The organism is Acinetobacter sp. SH20PTE14, assembly GCF_021391555.1.
Lineage (GTDB): Bacteria > Pseudomonadota > Gammaproteobacteria > Pseudomonadales > Moraxellaceae > Acinetobacter > Acinetobacter amyesii.
The window spans coordinates 1,727,430-1,744,813 of sequence record NZ_CP090067.1 but is presented as its reverse complement, the minus strand read 5'-3'; the positions used below and the strand labels follow the sequence as shown (position 1 = coordinate 1,744,813).

Here is a 17,384-nt window from a genome sequence, read left to right as displayed (position 1 = left end):
GTAGAATTAGAGCATCCCGAATGGGTGCGAACTGAGGAAATTGTTTTGCAGAATAGTGTCTTAGAACCTTTAAAATATTTAGAAGATCTTTATCTCAAATTTATTCATGATTTGGATTCTAAAGAAATAAAAAGAACAAACTATATTGTTTTTTCTGAGGTCGTTTGTGCATTTACTGCGTGTGGTGTTTATCGTGATAAAGATGAATATACAAAGGCTATTTTTATGCAAGAAAAATTAAAACGATTTCTTGATCTATAGGAGATTTCACAATGATTTTCTTTTGGATTTCAATAGTAATTTTGGTACTTTTCTTTTTGTGGCTTTCATTAGATATTAAAAAAACATTTTTTAGCTAATCATTGGTGAGAATAATGCTAGATAAGTTTGATGTATTTGGTTTGATCATAGGTATTATTATTATGTCATTGCTTACTTATGTAATTTATTCAGGTATTCAAAATATTGATTATATTTGCGAATCAAAGCAAGGCTTTTCAGCTTTACATGGTTTTTGCAAATGACCACTGGGGACAACAATGAAATACTTAACACCTCGAGGTGTTAAGTTGGCATTTTATTACACATCGAGTTAAGCTGAAGAGCTTTTTCCTGGCTAACACTAATCAATTAAAAACAACCACTTAGTTGTTTTAGACAAAAATCATTATTGGCAAAATATACCAAATATTTATAAGACTGATTTCGTATAATGTAGCCGTGATTATGTTACTTGCACTTCACATTGCTATAAATAAAAAGCCCATTGGTAAATCTCTCCAGTGGGCTTTTTATTTGTCAATGTTGTCAGGATCGCTAGGACATAGAAGTGCATTTAACATCAATCCGCATTATACGAAATCGGTCTGTGCGATTGACGGAGGGAGGAGGGACGTTCGACCGACGGATTGAGCATTGATCCGATTTATTTTTGATCGTTTTTGAGGAGGCACACTACTGTCTAATAGTGTGCCTGACTCTCGAAAGTTTTTTGCAATTCGCTCTATGAGCTATATATAACGGAGCTTTCGAAGTTGTTGAGAACGTTTCGCATTAATATTTCAATTTGTTTAATAATTAATCAACTATTTAGGTATTAAAGCTTTTCCGCTTGTGCCAACCTCGATTAAATCTAGACCTTCTTCAATTAAAATATGTACAAGTTCGCTATCTCTTAAAGGTTGCTGTCCTTTTTGAATTAAAACCTTATTTAATTCAACAGCTTTCTTTCTTAACAGTTCCTGTTCTTGTTCATTCAATCTGACACTTTGAACCATTTCTAATATATCCAGTGTGTATATGTGGATGATGATACATATATATTTGCATGCATGTATTGTGTATGCATGCATCAATGTGTTAAATTCCGCCTATTGTATAAATGCATGCATGTAAACATTATGCTCGATTTCCTTCGTTTAGCGATTCCAGTCATTCCTACGCATGTGCGTAGTTTTGACAATCACCATCAATTTAATGGTGATATTCGCGACTTTGGAATTCCTGCTGCAACTCGCCACGTTAGTAAGACCGATGATGGACAGACCATAACAGGGGACTTGTACCATCCTTATGAAGCCATTCCGTCAGATTTCACTGATATGGCTGTGAAGTTTTATACAAATACGATGAACACTGTGCCTTATGTCGAGATAAAAGCATCTCCACTTAAGCTACTCCAAGGGCACAATGTTTATGGTTTTGACTCAATTGAACTTGGTGCATTTCACATGCTTGGCATGTTGCTTGAAGCATTCCCGAAATTAGCACCAATTCTTGATGTAGATAAAACAGAAGTTCTTTGCTTAGACACGACTTATCTTTTTAGATTGCCACATCAGAATATGGTTCAACCTGTTTTGGATTACATGGCAAATCTTGCATCTGGTCATCGTAAGGCACGCCAAGTTAAATATGAAAATTACATTACTTGGGGTAATGATGGTGCCAGTGTACGTCCAAAGGCTTATGGCAAATTTGAAGAAGTAAAAAGCCAATTAAATAAAATCCAAAAGCAAGCAGACAAGGGCTGTATGCGCTCTAAAGCTTTAGTTTGTGCAATGCACGATGCTTTACCTTTTTCTAATGCTGTTGTCCGTATGGAAGGACGTATTTCTAAAACCTATCTAACTAAAAACGGTTATCCGTCAAATTTATTTCAGCTTATTAATTTGCAACATGAACAGCCAGAATTATTGCTACGACTCTGGCACGTAGCTTTCGACCCGATCTTAGACACAATGAAGGGCAAATATATGAATTTTTCATCTGATGGAGAAATCTTGGATTTGCTTAAGTCCAAGTTAGTTACTTATACCAAGACTGGTAAACCAAGTTATACCAAAGCTACCAACGCAATGAAGTTTTATTCATTGGTTCGTCAAATGGGTTTAAAGGCTACTAAAGACCTTTATAGCGAAGCACAATTTTATAAGTGCGTTAATTCACTTTTAGACTGCGATATTAGCAAATCACACCTACAGAATTTAAATAAAAATCCAAACGGCAAAGTCATCCCATTCGTTCGTTTGCTTGAACTTAAGATGTGCGATCAGCAGCCATCTGACTATCAAATTCCAGTTTCACAATACAGCCCAAAACGTGGCTTACATTTAGTTGCCTAAAGAGGTTTTAAATCATGCAAGTTCAATTTAATACACGCACCATTTTGCCATCTGTTTACCGTACTGATAAAGACGGTAAAGAGAAGTGTTATTTATCAACTACGGTATTTTCACCACAAAAATATAACTTAACACCAACTGCTGGAGTTATGCCAGTTGAGCAGATTCAAGCTGTATTAGAAGAATGTGCTGATAATGCTCAGGAAGTTGAAATTCAGTTTGTTGAGCAACAAACCAAGTTTGGTGCACAGATGCAAATTTTCAGTGTTAAGCCAGTGCCGAAGAAACAGCCATGATTGAAGCAGATGATTTAGACAAAATTGTCTGTAATGAATGCGGAGCTGATTATTTAGCTGAACATGCAGACAAAGAAGAATGGGAATATTGTCCAAAGTGTGGCGAAACATTCTTATTTTAGAACATTTCGTATAATGTATAATATGTAAATAAATCAATAACTTAGGATAATAAACATAATGTCACAAGCTTATTATAAGTGCAAGAAGTGCGGGGCAAAATTCCAAAGTCAATTGGTTTATTGCCAACATTTTTACAACTGTACGAGTAAACCAAATTGATCATTTGCGAATCATTACAAGTTTTAGAAAACGCTCAACAGATAGGTATTAACTGCGTGTCGATCAGTATAGATCAATACTTAGAACAATATTTACCTCTTGCTTCAGTTTTCAAATTTGTAGGACTCCAGTGGTCGATATATTCCGTAATCCTTGCCTATAAATGGTCGGCTTATGGACTTAAAAAAGTCAAAATTTAGGAGAAATGACATGACTTTTAAAAACGTAGAAGTAATTGAACAACAAGCTCATGAAAAATCATGGTTTCAAAAATTCCGTAGTAAATTCAGTTCACGTGCTGCATCTACTGCGTTAGTTGCTACTGGTGCTGCTGTTGCGCTTCCTGCTCATGCAGAAGGTGAAATCCCTGACTTCTTGGCAGGTGCTACATCTTCATTATCGGGTATTGCTGTCAGTCTTGGCGGTGTCTTCTTGTTAGCTATCGGTATCATCCTTGTGATTATTGCCTTCACTAACTCTAAAGGCGGCCTTAAACGAGCTGGCTAATAGTTAGTTAAGAAAAGGGAGGTTTCTCCCTTTTTTTATTCTTGGGGGGCGCATGTCTAATTTAATTCTTTTACTCACTTTGTCTTTCTTTTCATACCTTATTTTTAAAGCGTTGCTGCCATGAAATATATTTTATTTATATTGATATCTATATTTTCTATTCAGTCTTTTGCCTCAGATGATTGGTGGATAGAAAGACAAATTTGGATTGATAAAAATCAAGAAACACATGCGAAAAAAGTTTATGGTAAATCTGCTCGTGTAATTCGAGAAAATGCACCTATTTCATCCTCTACACAGCAAACAGCACGTGATTTAGTCCGTAGATCCATTGCTGTTGATATTCCTACTCCAACAAAAGTTGGTACCCCAATGCTTCAACGTATTAAGCATGTAGCAAAAACACCAGGTGTTCAAATGGTAGGTGCATATGCTGTTATGCAACTTATTGAAGGTATTGGATGGGTAATGGAAGATGGTACGTATGTAAAAAAAATTCCTGAAGAACCAGATGATTCAGACTATCAATATTTATATAGTGCTGATCTTTACCCTAATGACAAATTTGGAACTGTTGCCCAAGTAGCTCAAAATTTGGAAAATAGATATCTTATTTCATATCCAAATTATTTTTATTTTAAAGTAACTTCTTATTCTGAAACCATTATTTATGCTGATCGTGAGTCTAGTGGTGGAAAATCTTCTACATATTACAACGTAAAGAAATCATTAAATCCAAATTATGTTCCTAAAGATCCTGAAATAAAAACAGTTCCTCTTACTGCGGCCTTGTTAGGTGCAGCAATGCTTGGACAAGGTTATAACGATCCCGATCCTAATTTTAATAATGATGTGGTCAACACTGGAAAGGACACTGGTGTAGTTGAAGCTTATACACATGATCCAAGCGGTATTGGTGATCAACTTGCTGATGATATGGATGACAAATTAAGAAATGCTCCACAAACACCTGATGGTCAGCCTTCCTCTGTTCCTGATCCTGGATACGATTCAAAACCTTTATCACCTGAAGGTGATAATTCTGCGGATAGATCTTGGGATAGTGATGCCGGTCAGGTAGATGGTGAATCAAAACCCCAAACTGATCCCGTTACAGGTGAGCCAACAGGTGCTCAATCAATCTCTATTAAATTTCCCGTTTTCTGTGAATGGGCTTCATCCATGTGTAAGTGGTATGACGACTGGACAGCATCAGACAAAGTTTATAAAGATCACATTAAAAAGACAGAAGATCATCAGACTTCTGAAAAAACCTTTTGGCAAACAGTAAAAGACTGGTTTGATTGGACTAAAGAAGAACCAGATGATGAACCAGAAACAGAACAACCAGATGTAGATGATCAAGGTATTTTTTCAAAAACTTTTGATACTACCTTTACGCTTTCTAAGCAATGTCCTCCCGATATACCTATTGTTTTTGAATCCACCTATTTATCAGGTTCATTTACTTTCAGTATGAATTGGCTCTGTATTATTTTTAGTTTTATGGCTTATCCGCTTGTTTTTCTTAGTCATTGTTTGGGTATTTGGATTTTATATGAAGCTGTAATTCAAAAAGAAATTAAGTGGTGATTCTATGTTTAAATCTTTATTACATGTTTTACAGACAGTATTAGTCCAATTTTCAGAAACTAATTATATGCGTCTTGTGACTGCATTTGCTGTCATTGTTCCGCTTGTACTTGCAATGTATTCATACTTAGACACAGCTATTTTTGATACAAAGAAAGCTCTAGAAAGCATTTCATCATATTCACAAGATGGTTTTCCTATCGGCTCTTATTTGCTTGCCTATATGGGTGTCGCTAAATTTGATGTCGCTATTTCAACAATATTTTTCTATATCACTACTGCGGTTGTCTGGTCATTTACGACTGATTTACAACCTGCATTAGTAGGTGGTAAGAAAAAATGATTCATTTATTATCTGCAACGCCAGGTTCAGGTAAATCATTACTTGCTACTGAGAGACTTCTTAATTTATCTCGCGATAATATTGCAAATTTAAAATTTAATTATTTTTACGCTAAAGCTTTTTTTGAAAAGTTAGAACACCTTAAGCTGCAACATTATCTAGATTCTATTCTTGTTACTAAAGGGCAAGGCTTAGAGCGTACCTCTGAACTTGTTTTCTTAGATTCAGATTATTTTGATTTTTTACACGTTGAATATTTTATTAATGTCATTAGTAACCCTCAGACTGACGATATTGTAAATAACTATCCACCTTTTTATTTTGAACGTATTGCAATACTCAATTTGATTATTGACAAACTTAATGAAGATGAAAAAACAAAGTTTCAAGCGTTTAGACCAGTAAGAACAATTTATACAAATATTGCTGATTTAAAATTAGTTCAATGTAGACCTTTACCTCCTGATTGTGATTGGAGATCTACACCGCAAGGCTCTTATTTTGTTATTGATGAAGCACAATTAATTCCTATTTTTTCAGACGAAGCTCGTGGTATTGATCCTATTGTTAAGGAATTAACGATTCATCGTCATAAAGGGTATGACTTTTTATTTATTACTCAAGAGCCGTCTTTTGTTCATAAATATATTCGCAAATTAGCAAGTCTTCACATACATCTCGTAAATATCTTTGGTTGGGAACAATCAATGATGCTTGAATGGTCAGTAGTTCAAGATTCTCCTAATGCTATAAAATCTCTTGCACGTGCTGAAAATCTTAGTCGTTGGCGATTTCCTAAACACGTTTATAAACTTTATAAATCAACAACAATTAATACACGTGTAAAACGTATTCCAAAGAAATTGGTAATTTGTGCTGTTCTAGCTGTGGTTTTTATCTTGTTGGCCGGATTTATGTTTTTTAATTCAGGTAATTCACCATTAGTCGCTGTTGCAACTGGTAATCCTTTAACCAATCAGGAAAATAAAAAAGATGAACCAAAACAATCCAAATCCTCAGATGTTGGAGCGAATGGAAATTCTGTTCAACAATCAGCAACAAATTCGAAGCAAACAACTAATCAAGACTCAAACCCTGTCTATCAAGCTGATGCTAGTAATGCTGCTACCGCTGATGTTTCTTCTACTAATGCTCATGCCCCAGTACAACCTAGCTATGACCCATCAAAGCCTTATGACTTTGTTCCTGTTTCTCAGCCTAATGTCGTTAATCATCGTGTTTTTAGTGGTTGTGTTACATATCAAGGGAAAACATTTGCAGTCGATCAACAGGGAACAAAGATTGCTGGCTTCAGTGCAAGCGATTGCAAAAAGCTACTCGATAATTCCTATGAACGACCTTTCGACTATTTCGGACAAAGAAACCAAAGTGTGCAATCAACAGAACGAGTGTCTACGAGTGATTCGGGAAATATAAATCCTGAAAATACTTCTCTCTGATTACAAGCTCCCGTATGATCTTTAACAGTAGAATTAGAGCATCCCGAATGGGTGCGAACTGAGGAAATTGTTTTGCAGAATAGTGTCTTAGAACCTTTAAAATATTTAGAAGATCTTTATCTCAAATTTATTCATGATTTGGATTCTAAAGAAATAAAAAGAACAAACTATATTGTTTTTTCTGAGGTCGTTTGTGCATTTACTGCGTGTGGTGTTTATCGTGATAAAGATGAATATACAAAGGCTATTTTTATGCAAGAAAAATTAAAACGATTTCTTGATCTATAGGAGATTTCACAATGATTTTCTTTTGGATTTCAATAGTAATTTTGGTACTTTTCTTTTTGTGGCTTTCATTAGATATTAAAAAAACATTTTTTAGCTAATCATTGGTGAGAATAATGCTAGATAAGTTTGATGTATTTGGTTTGATCATAGGTATTATTATTATGTCATTGCTTACTTATGTAATTTATTCAGGTATTCAAAATATTGATTATATTTGCGAATCAAAGCAAGGCTTTTCAGCTTTACATGGTTTTTGCAAATGACCACTGGGGACAACAATGAAATACTTAACACCTCGAGGTGTTAAGTTGGCATTTTATTACACATCGAGTTAAGCTGAAGAGCTTTTTCCTGGCTAACACTAATCAATTAAAAACAACCACTTAGTTGTTTTAGACAAAAATCATTATTGGCAAAATATACCAAATATTTATAAGACTGATTTCGTATAATGTAGCCGTGATTATGTTACTTGCACTTCACATTGCTATAAATAAAAAGCCCATTGGTAAATCTCTCCAGTGGGCTTTTTATTTGTCAATGTTGTCAGGATCGCTAGGACATAGAAGTGCATTTAACATCAATCCGCATTATACGAAATCGGTCTGTGCGATTGACGGAGGGAGGAGGGACGTTCGACCGACGGATTGAGCATTGATCCGATTTATTTTTGATCGTTTTTGAGGAGGCACACTACTGTCTAATAGTGTGCCTGACTCTCGAAAGTTTTTTGCAATTCGCTCTATGAGCTATATATAACGGAGCTTTCGAAGTTGTTGAGAACGTTTCGCATTAATATTTCAATTTGTTTAATAATTAATCAACTATTTAGGTATTAAAGCTTTTCCGCTTGTGCCAACCTCGATTAAATCTAGACCTTCTTCAATTAAAATATGTACAAGTTCGCTATCTCTTAAAGGTTGCTGTCCTTTTTGAATTAAAACCTTATTTAATTCAACAGCTTTCTTTCTTAACAGTTCCTGTTCTTGTTCATTCAATCTGACACTTTGAACCATTTCTAATATATCCAGTGTGTATATGTGGATGATGATACATATATATTTGCATGCATGTATTGTGTATGCATGCATCAATGTGTTAAATTCCGCCTATTGTATAAATGCATGCATGTAAACATTATGCTCGATTTCCTTCGTTTAGCGATTCCAGTCATTCCTACGCATGTGCGTAGTTTTGACAATCACCATCAATTTAATGGTGATATTCGCGACTTTGGAATTCCTGCTGCAACTCGCCACGTTAGTAAGACCGATGATGGACAGACCATAACAGGGGACTTGTACCATCCTTATGAAGCCATTCCGTCAGATTTCACTGATATGGCTGTGAAGTTTTATACAAATACGATGAACACTGTGCCTTATGTCGAGATAAAAGCATCTCCACTTAAGCTACTCCAAGGGCACAATGTTTATGGTTTTGACTCAATTGAACTTGGTGCATTTCACATGCTTGGCATGTTGCTTGAAGCATTCCCGAAATTAGCACCAATTCTTGATGTAGATAAAACAGAAGTTCTTTGCTTAGACACGACTTATCTTTTTAGATTGCCACATCAGAATATGGTTCAACCTGTTTTGGATTACATGGCAAATCTTGCATCTGGTCATCGTAAGGCACGCCAAGTTAAATATGAAAATTACATTACTTGGGGTAATGATGGTGCCAGTGTACGTCCAAAGGCTTATGGCAAATTTGAAGAAGTAAAAAGCCAATTAAATAAAATCCAAAAGCAAGCAGACAAGGGCTGTATGCGCTCTAAAGCTTTAGTTTGTGCAATGCACGATGCTTTACCTTTTTCTAATGCTGTTGTCCGTATGGAAGGACGTATTTCTAAAACCTATCTAACTAAAAACGGTTATCCGTCAAATTTATTTCAGCTTATTAATTTGCAACATGAACAGCCAGAATTATTGCTACGACTCTGGCACGTAGCTTTCGACCCGATCTTAGACACAATGAAGGGCAAATATATGAATTTTTCATCTGATGGAGAAATCTTGGATTTGCTTAAGTCCAAGTTAGTTACTTATACCAAGACTGGTAAACCAAGTTATACCAAAGCTACCAACGCAATGAAGTTTTATTCATTGGTTCGTCAAATGGGTTTAAAGGCTACTAAAGACCTTTATAGCGAAGCACAATTTTATAAGTGCGTTAATTCACTTTTAGACTGCGATATTAGCAAATCACACCTACAGAATTTAAATAAAAATCCAAACGGCAAAGTCATCCCATTCGTTCGTTTGCTTGAACTTAAGATGTGCGATCAGCAGCCATCTGACTATCAAATTCCAGTTTCACAATACAGCCCAAAACGTGGCTTACATTTAGTTGCCTAAAGAGGTTTTAAATCATGCAAGTTCAATTTAATACACGCACCATTTTGCCATCTGTTTACCGTACTGATAAAGACGGTAAAGAGAAGTGTTATTTATCAACTACGGTATTTTCACCACAAAAATATAACTTAACACCAACTGCTGGAGTTATGCCAGTTGAGCAGATTCAAGCTGTATTAGAAGAATGTGCTGATAATGCTCAGGAAGTTGAAATTCAGTTTGTTGAGCAACAAACCAAGTTTGGTGCACAGATGCAAATTTTCAGTGTTAAGCCAGTGCCGAAGAAACAGCCATGATTGAAGCAGATGATTTAGACAAAATTGTCTGTAATGAATGCGGAGCTGATTATTTAGCTGAACATGCAGACAAAGAAGAATGGGAATATTGTCCAAAGTGTGGCGAAACATTCTTATTTTAGAACATTTCGTATAATGTATATTATGTTAAATAAAGTATTATGCAAACCTAAACACGATACTGACCTATTGTCTGGCTTACGTAATTCTCTGATTCTTTAATTGGCACAAAAACTATTCTTATTTTCTCACATTGATCACTTGTTTAATGCTTAGATTACAAAAAATTGTCACATGACGTTTTTCTTAGGATTTACTATAGTACATCGAAAAATGACCCTATTTTCGCAGAGTCATCTTGTTATGCGTCATATTAACGCCAAGCAATCCTCCCAGCATATCTGAAAAATTTGATAACATTTTAAAATATGCTTTGACACATATTTGGCATCTTGATCAATTCCTAAGAAACACAAAGAGCCCATGTATATAACCCTGGCAAACCAATGATGCTTAGTCTAATTTTTACTATAACATCGACTGAAAAGTAAATAAGAGTGATCTTTAAAATCACCAAAACGTCCAAGCAACTGCATGCTTTTTAAAGCAAATTAACGTAAGTCGATATCACAGCATGACTATGTAAAGTCGCAATCTGCTCGTAAGAAATTCCGTCTTGGGCTTGAAATTATAAAATTTTGGGCGCTGTGGAGAAGTTAAAGTCGCAACAGGTATTTTGTTTATAGATAATCACAATGCTGATCTTGCTATGCGGTGTAAGGATACTTTTGAACCGCTAAATTGAGCCATTAATCATCATAGTATCTCCTTGTACTAAGACCCTTGTGATTACTCGGACCTGCTCTCACCTTTTGTGTTATGCATCTTCATGCTGATTTTTCAAAACCAATTATCATCACTCCGCAAGATTACCATTGGGTCAAATCTCCAGGCGGTCAAGTCAATCGTATGATACTTGACCGAATTGGTGCAGAAAAAGCGCGCGCAACCAGTGTGGTTGAATTTTCGCCACAGACTCCATTCACTGAACATACGCACCCCCTTGGTGAAGAGGTTTTGGTTCTAACTGGAACTTTTACTGAAAATGAGGATCAAGACTCTCCTGCAGGATGGTATATGCGTAATCCACATCAATCTAGCCATCGGGTATCGAGTGAAATGGGTTGCCAAATTTTTGTCAAACTCATACAAATGACAGAACATGAAGTGACTCCAACACGCATTAATACTCATGACCCAAAGCATTGACGTATTCAGCAAGGCCGAGAAATCTACTCCTTATTTAAATCAAATGTTGAACAGACTTTTTTGGAAAAATTAAAACCCAATCAATGCATGGCTGAAAGTGCTGAACATGGCATTGAAATTTTTATCCTTGCAAGGTGCGCTTAGCTCAGCACACCATGTATATCCTACGGGAACCTGGATGCGCTTCCCTTCAGATTATGATATTGATCTAAACGCCACCGAATTAGGTGCAACGCTGTATATCAAAAGCGGGCATTTACAACATGCCAGAGACGTTTGGACAGATGAATTGAATATGTGAAGAGCTTATATCTGTTGCTTTAAGACATGATCTGCCTGAAAATTTTTATAGGTTAAGCGTTCTGCTGTGTCATGGGGTAAAGGTTCTACCACTTGTAGACTGTTGAGACAACGCTCGGTTAACTCAATGTACTGCGCCGTACCATGACGTTTCCAAGCAATTTCTTGATCGGTTAAGGCTCTCACCACCCGTGCAGGACTGCCCAATACCAGCATATTATTAGGAATCTCTGCTTTTGCTTTAACTGTACTGTTCGCACCTACAATCACATTATCCCCAATCACAGCTTCATCGAGAATTACGCTGTTCATGCCAATAAGGGCATTCTTGCGTACCACACAGCCATGCAAAATAGCACCATGCCCCACATGACCATACTCTTCCACTAAAGTCACACTGTTTGGAAACCCATGAATGGTACAAGAGTCTTGAACATTGGCATTTTTTTGAATATGAATACGGCCAAAATCGGCACGTAAGGCAGCAAAAGGTCCAATATAAACCCCTGCCTCAATAATCACATCGCCAATCAACACGGCGTTTGGGTGTACAAAAGCCTGAGGATCGACGACTGGAATCACGCCATCAATGGCATAGCACGGCATTGTTATATCCTTATTGTTAATTTTAAATTAGACGCTAATTTAATAGCTCAAATCTGGCTGTTTTAAACCACCAAAACGTTTATAAAACTGTGGGTGTGCAGGCGGCATACTGCCTTCAGCCGTACGTGCAACATTTAAGAAAAACTCATCGCCTGCCATAAATACCGCCTGATACAAATTGGTACTTAAATTACGTGCAATTAACGACAGCCAGTCCGTCGGTAACAACTCAAATGGTAAATTTGGATCTTTAAGTAAAATACGACGGAACTGATGAATCAATAAGATACGAATTTGAAAGGCTTGGACGGCATCTATTTCTTCATCTTGCTCGACAAAATAGAAAAACTCACGAAAATCACTAATGAATTTTTCATAGCGTTGATGTAATTCTTGAATGGGCCAATTCACAACCACCATACGTTTAATGGTGGGATAAGATTCTTGCCAAAGTTCTAGGGTTTCGGCACGAAATACCACCACTTGATCGGTCATTTGATGACTGAGTAATAAATTTTGCAGCTTTTGTTGATCACAGCCTGGATAAGCCATGACATTAGTTGCGATATTGGCAAAACCTAACCATTCAAGCTCTTTCTTTAAGACCAATTTATTTTCAAGTTCAACTGAGCTCAGTAGCACCAAGTCCCACTTTTTATCCCAATCTTTATGACTAAAGCCATAAATTTTCTGATCAGCCATGATAAAACGCTGACGACTACTTTCCGTAATACGGTAATAACTGGTGCGCCCAATTTTCTCTGAACTGAGCCAGCCATTTTGTACCAAACGAAAGACCGCCGTACGCACAGAGCGTTCATTCAAGCCAAATACGTCCATTAGCTGAATTAAGCTCGCAAGACTGATGACACCTCCACGGTGATAAATGCTATCACCAAAAATGGTCATGACCAATGAAGTCCCACTGAGCGCTTCACGTTGAATAAACTCATCAATAATTTGTTTTAATTTAGGATTCATTGCGTTTTCATTTACCTATTGAATTGCCTGACGACCTTTATCGTCAGGCATGTTCATTTAAGCGGATTGTCGAATATCAAAAACGCGCTGCGCTTTGCCTTCAGAGCGAGGTAAACTCCCTTCATTCAGCACTTCAACACTCACACTAATCCCCACCATGGTTTTAATCTGTGATTTTAATTGGTTTGCAAGCTGCATCGCCAATTGAGGACTGCTATCTTGACGCATTTCAGTGCGAATATGCAATGTATCCAAGTGACCTTGCTTACAAATATGAATCTGATAATTGGCAATTAATTGTGGAATTTGCAAAATTTGCTCTTCAATTTGCGATGGGAACACATTCACACCACGAATAATCATCATGTCATCACTGCGACCGACAATTTTATCCATACGACGCATGGTACGTGCTGTACCTGGCAGTAAACGTGTCAAGTCACGGGTACGATAACGAATCACCGGCATGCCTTCTTTGGTAATTGTCGTGAATACCAATTCACCCAGCTCACCATCTTGCACCACTTCGCCTGTTTCAGGATTGATAATTTCTGGATAGAAATGATCTTCCCAAATGGTTGGGCCATCTTTGGACTCTAAACATTCCATTGCCACCCCAGGACCCATGACCTCAGATAAGCCATAAATGTCTAAGGCATCAATACCTAAACGCGTTTCAATTTCTTTACGCATTTCATTGGTCCAAGGTTCAGCACCAAATACACCAGTTTTAATAGAACAGTCTTTGGCTGAACCAAACTTTTTCTCAAGAGCTTCAATGATATTCAAGCAATACGATGGTGTCACCATGAGTGCTGTTGGTTTAAAATCGTGAATTAACTGCGCTTGTTTGTCTGTTTGCCCGCCTGACATTGGAATGACAGTAGCACCCAAACGCTCTACGCCATAATGTGCACCTAAGCCACCAGTAAATAAACCATAACCATACGACACTTGAATGGTGTCTTTACTGCTTAGCCCTGCAGCACGCAGCGATCGTGCGACTACGTCCGACCAGATATTGATGTCATGTTGGGTATAGCCAACCACCGTCGGTTGACCTGTGGTGCCCGATGAAGCATGTACGCGCACAATTTGCTCTTGAGGCACCGAAAACATGCCAAATGGATAATTGTCACGTAAATCTTTTTTGGTGGTAAAAGGGAATTTTGCTAAGTCTTCTAGATGTTTAAAATCATCTGGATGTACACCTGCTTCATCAAACTTTTGCTTATACACCGTGCTGTTATGATAAGCATGATTGAGCGTCTTTTTTAAACGCTCAACTTGCAGTTGACGTAATTCATCTACAGATGCGGTTTCGATGTGTTCCATTGCATTTTTATTCATTGTCTTGCTCCTTACGCAGTCATCGCGACAGCTTGTTTTATGTCAATCAATTACGTCCTGAATTGATATTTTCGAGTATTAAGGCAACACCTTGCCCAACACCGACACACATGGTGCACAGCGCATATTTTCCTTGTTGAATTTTCAGTTGATGCATTGCGGTAAGGACTAAACGTGTACCACTCATGCCAAGTGGATGGCCCAAGGCAATGGCACCACCATTTGGATTGATACGTGCATCATCATCCGTTAAACCCAGTTCACGAATCACAGCTAAAGCTTGTGCTGCAAAGGCTTCATTGAGTTCAATCACATCCATTTGCTCTAAAGTTAAGCCCGTTTGTGCTAAAACTTTACGCACTGCAGGTACAGGCCCAATACCCATATAACGTGCTTCTACACCAGCACTTGCGATCCCTAAAACTTTCACTTGGGGAGTTAAACCATGCTGCTCAGCAAAGGCGTTATTACCTAAGAGTAAACATGCAGCACCATCATTGACACCTGATGCATTGCCTGCTGTGACCGAACCTCCTTCTTTACGAAATGGTGCTTTAAGTGCATTTAAAGCTTCTAGTGTGGTTTCTGCACGTGGATGTTCATCTAGAGCAACACGCACTACACCTTTTTTGCTTTTAATCTCAACTGGTAGAATCTCACGCTCAAAGCGACCTTCAGCCTGTGCTTTGGCGACTTTTTGCTGACTGTTGTAGGCAAATTGGTCTTGATCGGCACGGCTGATATTGTATTTTTCTGCCACGTTTTCAGCAGTTTCAGGCATGCTGTCGACGCCAAAATTGGCTTTAAATAGCGGATTGATAAAACGCCAACCAATAGTGGTATCAAAAATTTCAGGTGTACGGCTAAATGCGCTCGTCGGTTTAGACTGAACAAAGGGCGCACGTGACATGTTTTCCACCCCACCCGCTAATACAAACTGCGCTTCACCCGCTTTAATCGCACGCGAAGCAAGACCAACTGCATCAAGACCTGAAGCACATAAACGGTTCACGGTAATGGCAGGTACACTGTCAGGTAAACCGGCAAGCAAGCTTGCCATCCGTGCCACGTTACGATTGTCTTCACCCGCTTGGTTGGCACAGCCGAGAATCACTTCATCGACCTCCGTCCAAGGCAAATTTGGATGTTGTTGCTTCAAATACTGAATCGGCAATGCAGCCAAATCATCGGTACGAATACTACTTAAACCACCGGCATAGCGCCCAATTGGGGTACGAATCCCATCAAAAATAAATACGTCTTGCATCATTTTATCCTTAACTGGCAGCGCGTAATGGCTGCTGCGTTGACACATGTCCTTGTGCCGCTTTTTTTAATAAATATAGATTAGGACGATAACGCTCTTCACCATAAATACGATACAGATTTTGCAAAGTCTGTAAAATAATGTTGTATCCTAATTCTTGTGCCCATTGGAATGGTCCTTTAGGATAATTCACAGCAAATTTCATGGCTGCATCAATGTCTTGTTCAGACGCAATTTGATGTAAAACGGCCTCGCATCCTTCATTGACCAACATGGCAATAGTGCGCAGTACATATAATCCTGGATGATCCTGAGACCAAATCGGAATAATATTTAGACCGATAAACAACTGTTCAATCGTGTTTTGATCTATCGCTGTACACGCTGGTGAAGCTGTAACTGCAATGGCTTTGGCTTGTGACCAATCGCCATGCCAATCCATCAACACCACTTTTTGTGATGCATAATCAATTTCGGCAGATTGCCCCATTGATAAACGTAAAGACACATCACCGATGAGAATTTCAGCCATTGGCGCCGCTTCAATACGCAGATTAATATGTAAAGATTGTTGCAATAGCTCGATCAAACCCTGTGAATGTGACCAATCACCTTTGACCACCACCTCAATTTTTTCAGGTGATTTACTGTAAATCACAGGGAGTTGATACACTTTTTTAGAATGTTCTGTTCGATAGTCATAAAAACCCTGTTGAGTTTTGCGACCGAAACAGCCTGCATCGACTAATTCTTTTTGAATTAAGGATGGACGATAACGCGGTTCATCAAAAAAGGCATCATAGACACTCTGTGTGACAGAAAAATTAATGTCTTGGCCAATTAAATCGGTCAGCTCACACGGCCCCATCGAAAAGCGTCCACATTCACGCATGATAAAATCAAGCTGCTCAGGTGTGGTGGCATTTTCCTGCAGGGCACGAAATCCTTCCGCATAATAAGGACGTGCAATACGATTGACGATAAACCCTGGGGTGGATTTGGCACGTACTGGCACTTTTTTCCATGCTGTCATCAAGCTGACTAAAGCATCAGAAATTGCTGGGTCTGTTTTTAAGCCTGCAATCACTTCCACTAACTTCATCACTGGTGCTGGGTTAAAGAAATGCAAACCGACCACGCGTTCTGGATGTGGAATATTGGCAGCAATCGCAGTAATCGAGATTGAAGATGTATTGGATGCAAAGATCGTCTCAGGCGAGCAGATATCAGCAAGCTGTTGAAATAGCTTTTGTTTAACGTCTTTGTTTTCTATAATCGCTTCTACAATCAGTTGGCTGTCTGCTAATGCGTGTAAATCCGCTGCCACGTTTAAATTGGACAAGGTCAGTTGCAAGAGATCAGCCGCCATTTTTCCGGCATCTACACGTTTTTGTAATTGCTGTTTTAGTGCAGCAAAAGCACTTTCTACACGTTGTGGATCGACATCATACACATGGGTCGGATGGCCATGCATGGCCGCCAATTGTGCAATGCCGATGCCCATGGTACCGGCACCAATCACTGCCACAGGGGCATGCTGTAAGTGAAGTTCTGCCATG

General features: G+C 38.1%; 19 protein-coding genes and 1 pseudogene. 13 read left to right on the top strand and 7 right to left on the bottom strand.

Annotated elements, in window-relative coordinates; genetic code table 11:
* The first annotated feature begins 45 nt into the window (after positions 1-45).
* Complete coding sequence (locus tag LXF01_RS08700; RefSeq protein WP_233944014.1) at positions 46-261, top strand: hypothetical protein; 216 nt, start codon at positions 46-48, stop codon at positions 259-261.
* Positions 262-1,085: 824 nt separating this feature from the next.
* Here the strand turns inward: LXF01_RS08700 and LXF01_RS08695 are convergent.
* Complete coding sequence (locus LXF01_RS08695) at positions 1,086-1,259, bottom strand: hypothetical protein (RefSeq protein ID WP_442781332.1); 174 nt, start codon at positions 1,257-1,259, stop codon at positions 1,086-1,088.
* A gap of 141 nt (positions 1,260-1,400) precedes the next feature.
* Between LXF01_RS08695 and LXF01_RS08690 the strand changes: the two genes are divergently transcribed.
* The 8 genes from LXF01_RS08690 (at position 1,401) to LXF01_RS08660 (ending at position 7,393) form a co-directional block, all read left to right on the top strand.
* On the top strand, positions 1,401-2,624 hold the full coding sequence (locus LXF01_RS08690) for a phage/plasmid replication protein, II/X family (RefSeq protein WP_233945448.1): 1,224 nt from the start codon (positions 1,401-1,403) through the stop codon (positions 2,622-2,624).
* A 14-nt stretch (positions 2,625-2,638) separates the two neighbouring features.
* Complete coding sequence (locus tag LXF01_RS08685; protein WP_233944009.1) at positions 2,639-2,920, top strand: hypothetical protein; 282 nt, start codon at positions 2,639-2,641, stop codon at positions 2,918-2,920.
* Positions 2,917-3,042, top strand: coding sequence for a hypothetical protein (locus LXF01_RS17540; protein ID WP_267967382.1), 126 nt, complete (start codon positions 2,917-2,919; stop codon positions 3,040-3,042). Before LXF01_RS08685 ends, LXF01_RS17540 begins: the two co-directional genes overlap by 4 nt.
* Before the next feature lie 370 nt (positions 3,043-3,412).
* Positions 3,413-3,709 carry a hypothetical protein gene (locus LXF01_RS08680; RefSeq protein WP_233944023.1) on the top strand — a complete coding sequence of 99 codons (297 nt, stop codon included), beginning with the start codon at positions 3,413-3,415 and terminating at the stop codon, positions 3,707-3,709.
* Between the two features lie 120 nt (positions 3,710-3,829).
* Positions 3,830-5,302: a hypothetical protein gene (locus LXF01_RS08675; RefSeq protein ID WP_233944019.1), complete on the top strand. Its 1,473-nt coding sequence runs from the start codon at positions 3,830-3,832 to the stop codon at positions 5,300-5,302.
* A gap of 4 nt (positions 5,303-5,306) precedes the next feature.
* A complete protein-coding gene (locus tag LXF01_RS08670) occupies positions 5,307-5,645 on the top strand; it encodes a hypothetical protein (RefSeq protein WP_233944017.1) in 339 nt (112 codons plus the stop codon).
* Entirely contained in the window at positions 5,642-7,105 is a 1,464-nt protein-coding gene (locus LXF01_RS08665) for a zonular occludens toxin domain-containing protein (protein WP_233944016.1), read from the top strand. Before LXF01_RS08670 ends, LXF01_RS08665 begins: the two co-directional genes overlap by 4 nt.
* 72 nt (positions 7,106-7,177) lie before the next feature.
* Positions 7,178-7,393 carry a hypothetical protein gene (locus LXF01_RS08660; RefSeq protein ID WP_233944014.1) on the top strand — a complete coding sequence of 72 codons (216 nt, stop codon included), beginning with the start codon at positions 7,178-7,180 and terminating at the stop codon, positions 7,391-7,393.
* A gap of 824 nt (positions 7,394-8,217) precedes the next feature.
* On the opposite strand, the gene LXF01_RS08655 is transcribed toward LXF01_RS08660, so the two are convergent.
* Complete coding sequence (locus tag LXF01_RS08655; RefSeq protein WP_442781332.1) at positions 8,218-8,391, bottom strand: hypothetical protein; 174 nt, start codon at positions 8,389-8,391, stop codon at positions 8,218-8,220.
* Between the two features lie 141 nt (positions 8,392-8,532).
* Here LXF01_RS08655 and LXF01_RS08650 point away from each other — a divergent pair, with 141 nt between their 5' ends.
* The 4 genes and pseudogenes from LXF01_RS08650 to LXF01_RS08640 all read left to right on the top strand — a co-directional run bounded on the left by LXF01_RS08650 (position 8,533) and on the right by LXF01_RS08640 (position 11,622).
* Positions 8,533-9,756, top strand: a complete 1,224-nt coding sequence (locus tag LXF01_RS08650; RefSeq protein ID WP_233945448.1) for a phage/plasmid replication protein, II/X family — start codon at positions 8,533-8,535, stop codon at positions 9,754-9,756.
* Between the two features lie 14 nt (positions 9,757-9,770).
* A complete protein-coding gene (locus LXF01_RS08645; RefSeq protein WP_233944009.1) occupies positions 9,771-10,052 on the top strand; it encodes a hypothetical protein in 282 nt (93 codons plus the stop codon).
* Positions 10,049-10,174 (top strand): hypothetical protein, encoded by a 126-nt coding sequence (locus LXF01_RS17535; RefSeq protein ID WP_267967382.1) that lies wholly within the window; start codon positions 10,049-10,051, stop codon positions 10,172-10,174. Before LXF01_RS08645 ends, LXF01_RS17535 begins: the two co-directional genes overlap by 4 nt.
* Before the next feature lie 757 nt (positions 10,175-10,931).
* Positions 10,932-11,622, top strand: a pseudogene (locus LXF01_RS08640) (cupin domain-containing protein).
* Positions 11,623-11,627: 5 nt separating this feature from the next.
* On the opposite strand, the gene LXF01_RS08635 reads toward LXF01_RS08640, so the two are convergent.
* From LXF01_RS08635 to LXF01_RS08615, 5 genes are read right to left on the bottom strand one after another with little or no spacing between them, the layout of a single operon-like run.
* Positions 11,628-12,227, bottom strand: coding sequence for a gamma carbonic anhydrase family protein (locus tag LXF01_RS08635; RefSeq protein ID WP_233943995.1), 600 nt, complete (start codon positions 12,225-12,227; stop codon positions 11,628-11,630).
* A gap of 39 nt (positions 12,228-12,266) precedes the next feature.
* A complete protein-coding gene (locus tag LXF01_RS08630) occupies positions 12,267-13,208 on the bottom strand; it encodes a PaaX family transcriptional regulator (protein ID WP_111884656.1) in 942 nt (313 codons plus the stop codon).
* 57 nt (positions 13,209-13,265) lie between these two features.
* On the bottom strand, positions 13,266-14,558 hold the full coding sequence (paaK, locus tag LXF01_RS08625) for a phenylacetate--CoA ligase PaaK (RefSeq protein ID WP_180129792.1): 1,293 nt from the start codon (positions 14,556-14,558) through the stop codon (positions 13,266-13,268).
* Positions 14,559-14,604: 46 nt separating this feature from the next.
* Positions 14,605-15,825: a 3-oxoadipyl-CoA thiolase gene (gene pcaF, locus LXF01_RS08620; protein ID WP_233945447.1), complete on the bottom strand. Its 1,221-nt coding sequence runs from the start codon at positions 15,823-15,825 to the stop codon at positions 14,605-14,607.
* 10 nt (positions 15,826-15,835) lie between these two features.
* On the bottom strand, positions 15,836-17,383 hold the full coding sequence (locus LXF01_RS08615) for a 3-hydroxyacyl-CoA dehydrogenase (protein ID WP_233943992.1): 1,548 nt from the start codon (positions 17,381-17,383) through the stop codon (positions 15,836-15,838).
* Position 17,384: the final 1 nt, after the last annotated feature.

Excerpts from the sequence above, each read along its gene's own strand:
- LXF01_RS08690 (WP_233945448.1), top strand. The coding sequence starts at position 1,401 with ATGCTCGATTTCCTTCGTTTAGCGATTCCAGTCATTCCTACGCATGTG.
- LXF01_RS08685 (WP_233944009.1), top strand. The coding sequence starts at position 2,639 with ATGCAAGTTCAATTTAATACACGCACCATTTTGCCATCTGTTTACCGT.
- LXF01_RS17540 (WP_267967382.1), top strand. The coding sequence starts at position 2,917 with ATGATTGAAGCAGATGATTTAGACAAAATTGTCTGTAATGAATGCGGA.
- LXF01_RS08680 (WP_233944023.1), top strand. The coding sequence starts at position 3,413 with ATGACTTTTAAAAACGTAGAAGTAATTGAACAACAAGCTCATGAAAAA.
- LXF01_RS08675 (WP_233944019.1), top strand. The coding sequence starts at position 3,830 with ATGAAATATATTTTATTTATATTGATATCTATATTTTCTATTCAGTCT.
- LXF01_RS08670 (WP_233944017.1), top strand. The coding sequence starts at position 5,307 with ATGTTTAAATCTTTATTACATGTTTTACAGACAGTATTAGTCCAATTT.
- LXF01_RS08665 (WP_233944016.1), top strand. The coding sequence starts at position 5,642 with ATGATTCATTTATTATCTGCAACGCCAGGTTCAGGTAAATCATTACTT.
- LXF01_RS08650 (WP_233945448.1), top strand. The coding sequence starts at position 8,533 with ATGCTCGATTTCCTTCGTTTAGCGATTCCAGTCATTCCTACGCATGTG.
- LXF01_RS08645 (WP_233944009.1), top strand. The coding sequence starts at position 9,771 with ATGCAAGTTCAATTTAATACACGCACCATTTTGCCATCTGTTTACCGT.
- LXF01_RS17535 (WP_267967382.1), top strand. The coding sequence starts at position 10,049 with ATGATTGAAGCAGATGATTTAGACAAAATTGTCTGTAATGAATGCGGA.
- LXF01_RS08635 (WP_233943995.1), bottom strand. The coding sequence starts at position 12,227 with ATGCCGTGCTATGCCATTGATGGCGTGATTCCAGTCGTCGATCCTCAG.
- LXF01_RS08630 (WP_111884656.1), bottom strand. The coding sequence starts at position 13,208 with ATGAATCCTAAATTAAAACAAATTATTGATGAGTTTATTCAACGTGAA.
- paaK (WP_180129792.1), bottom strand. The coding sequence starts at position 14,558 with ATGAATAAAAATGCAATGGAACACATCGAAACCGCATCTGTAGATGAA.
- pcaF (WP_233945447.1), bottom strand. The coding sequence starts at position 15,825 with ATGCAAGACGTATTTATTTTTGATGGGATTCGTACCCCAATTGGGCGC.
- LXF01_RS08615 (WP_233943992.1), bottom strand. The coding sequence starts at position 17,383 with ATGGCAGAACTTCACTTACAGCATGCCCCTGTGGCAGTGATTGGTGCC.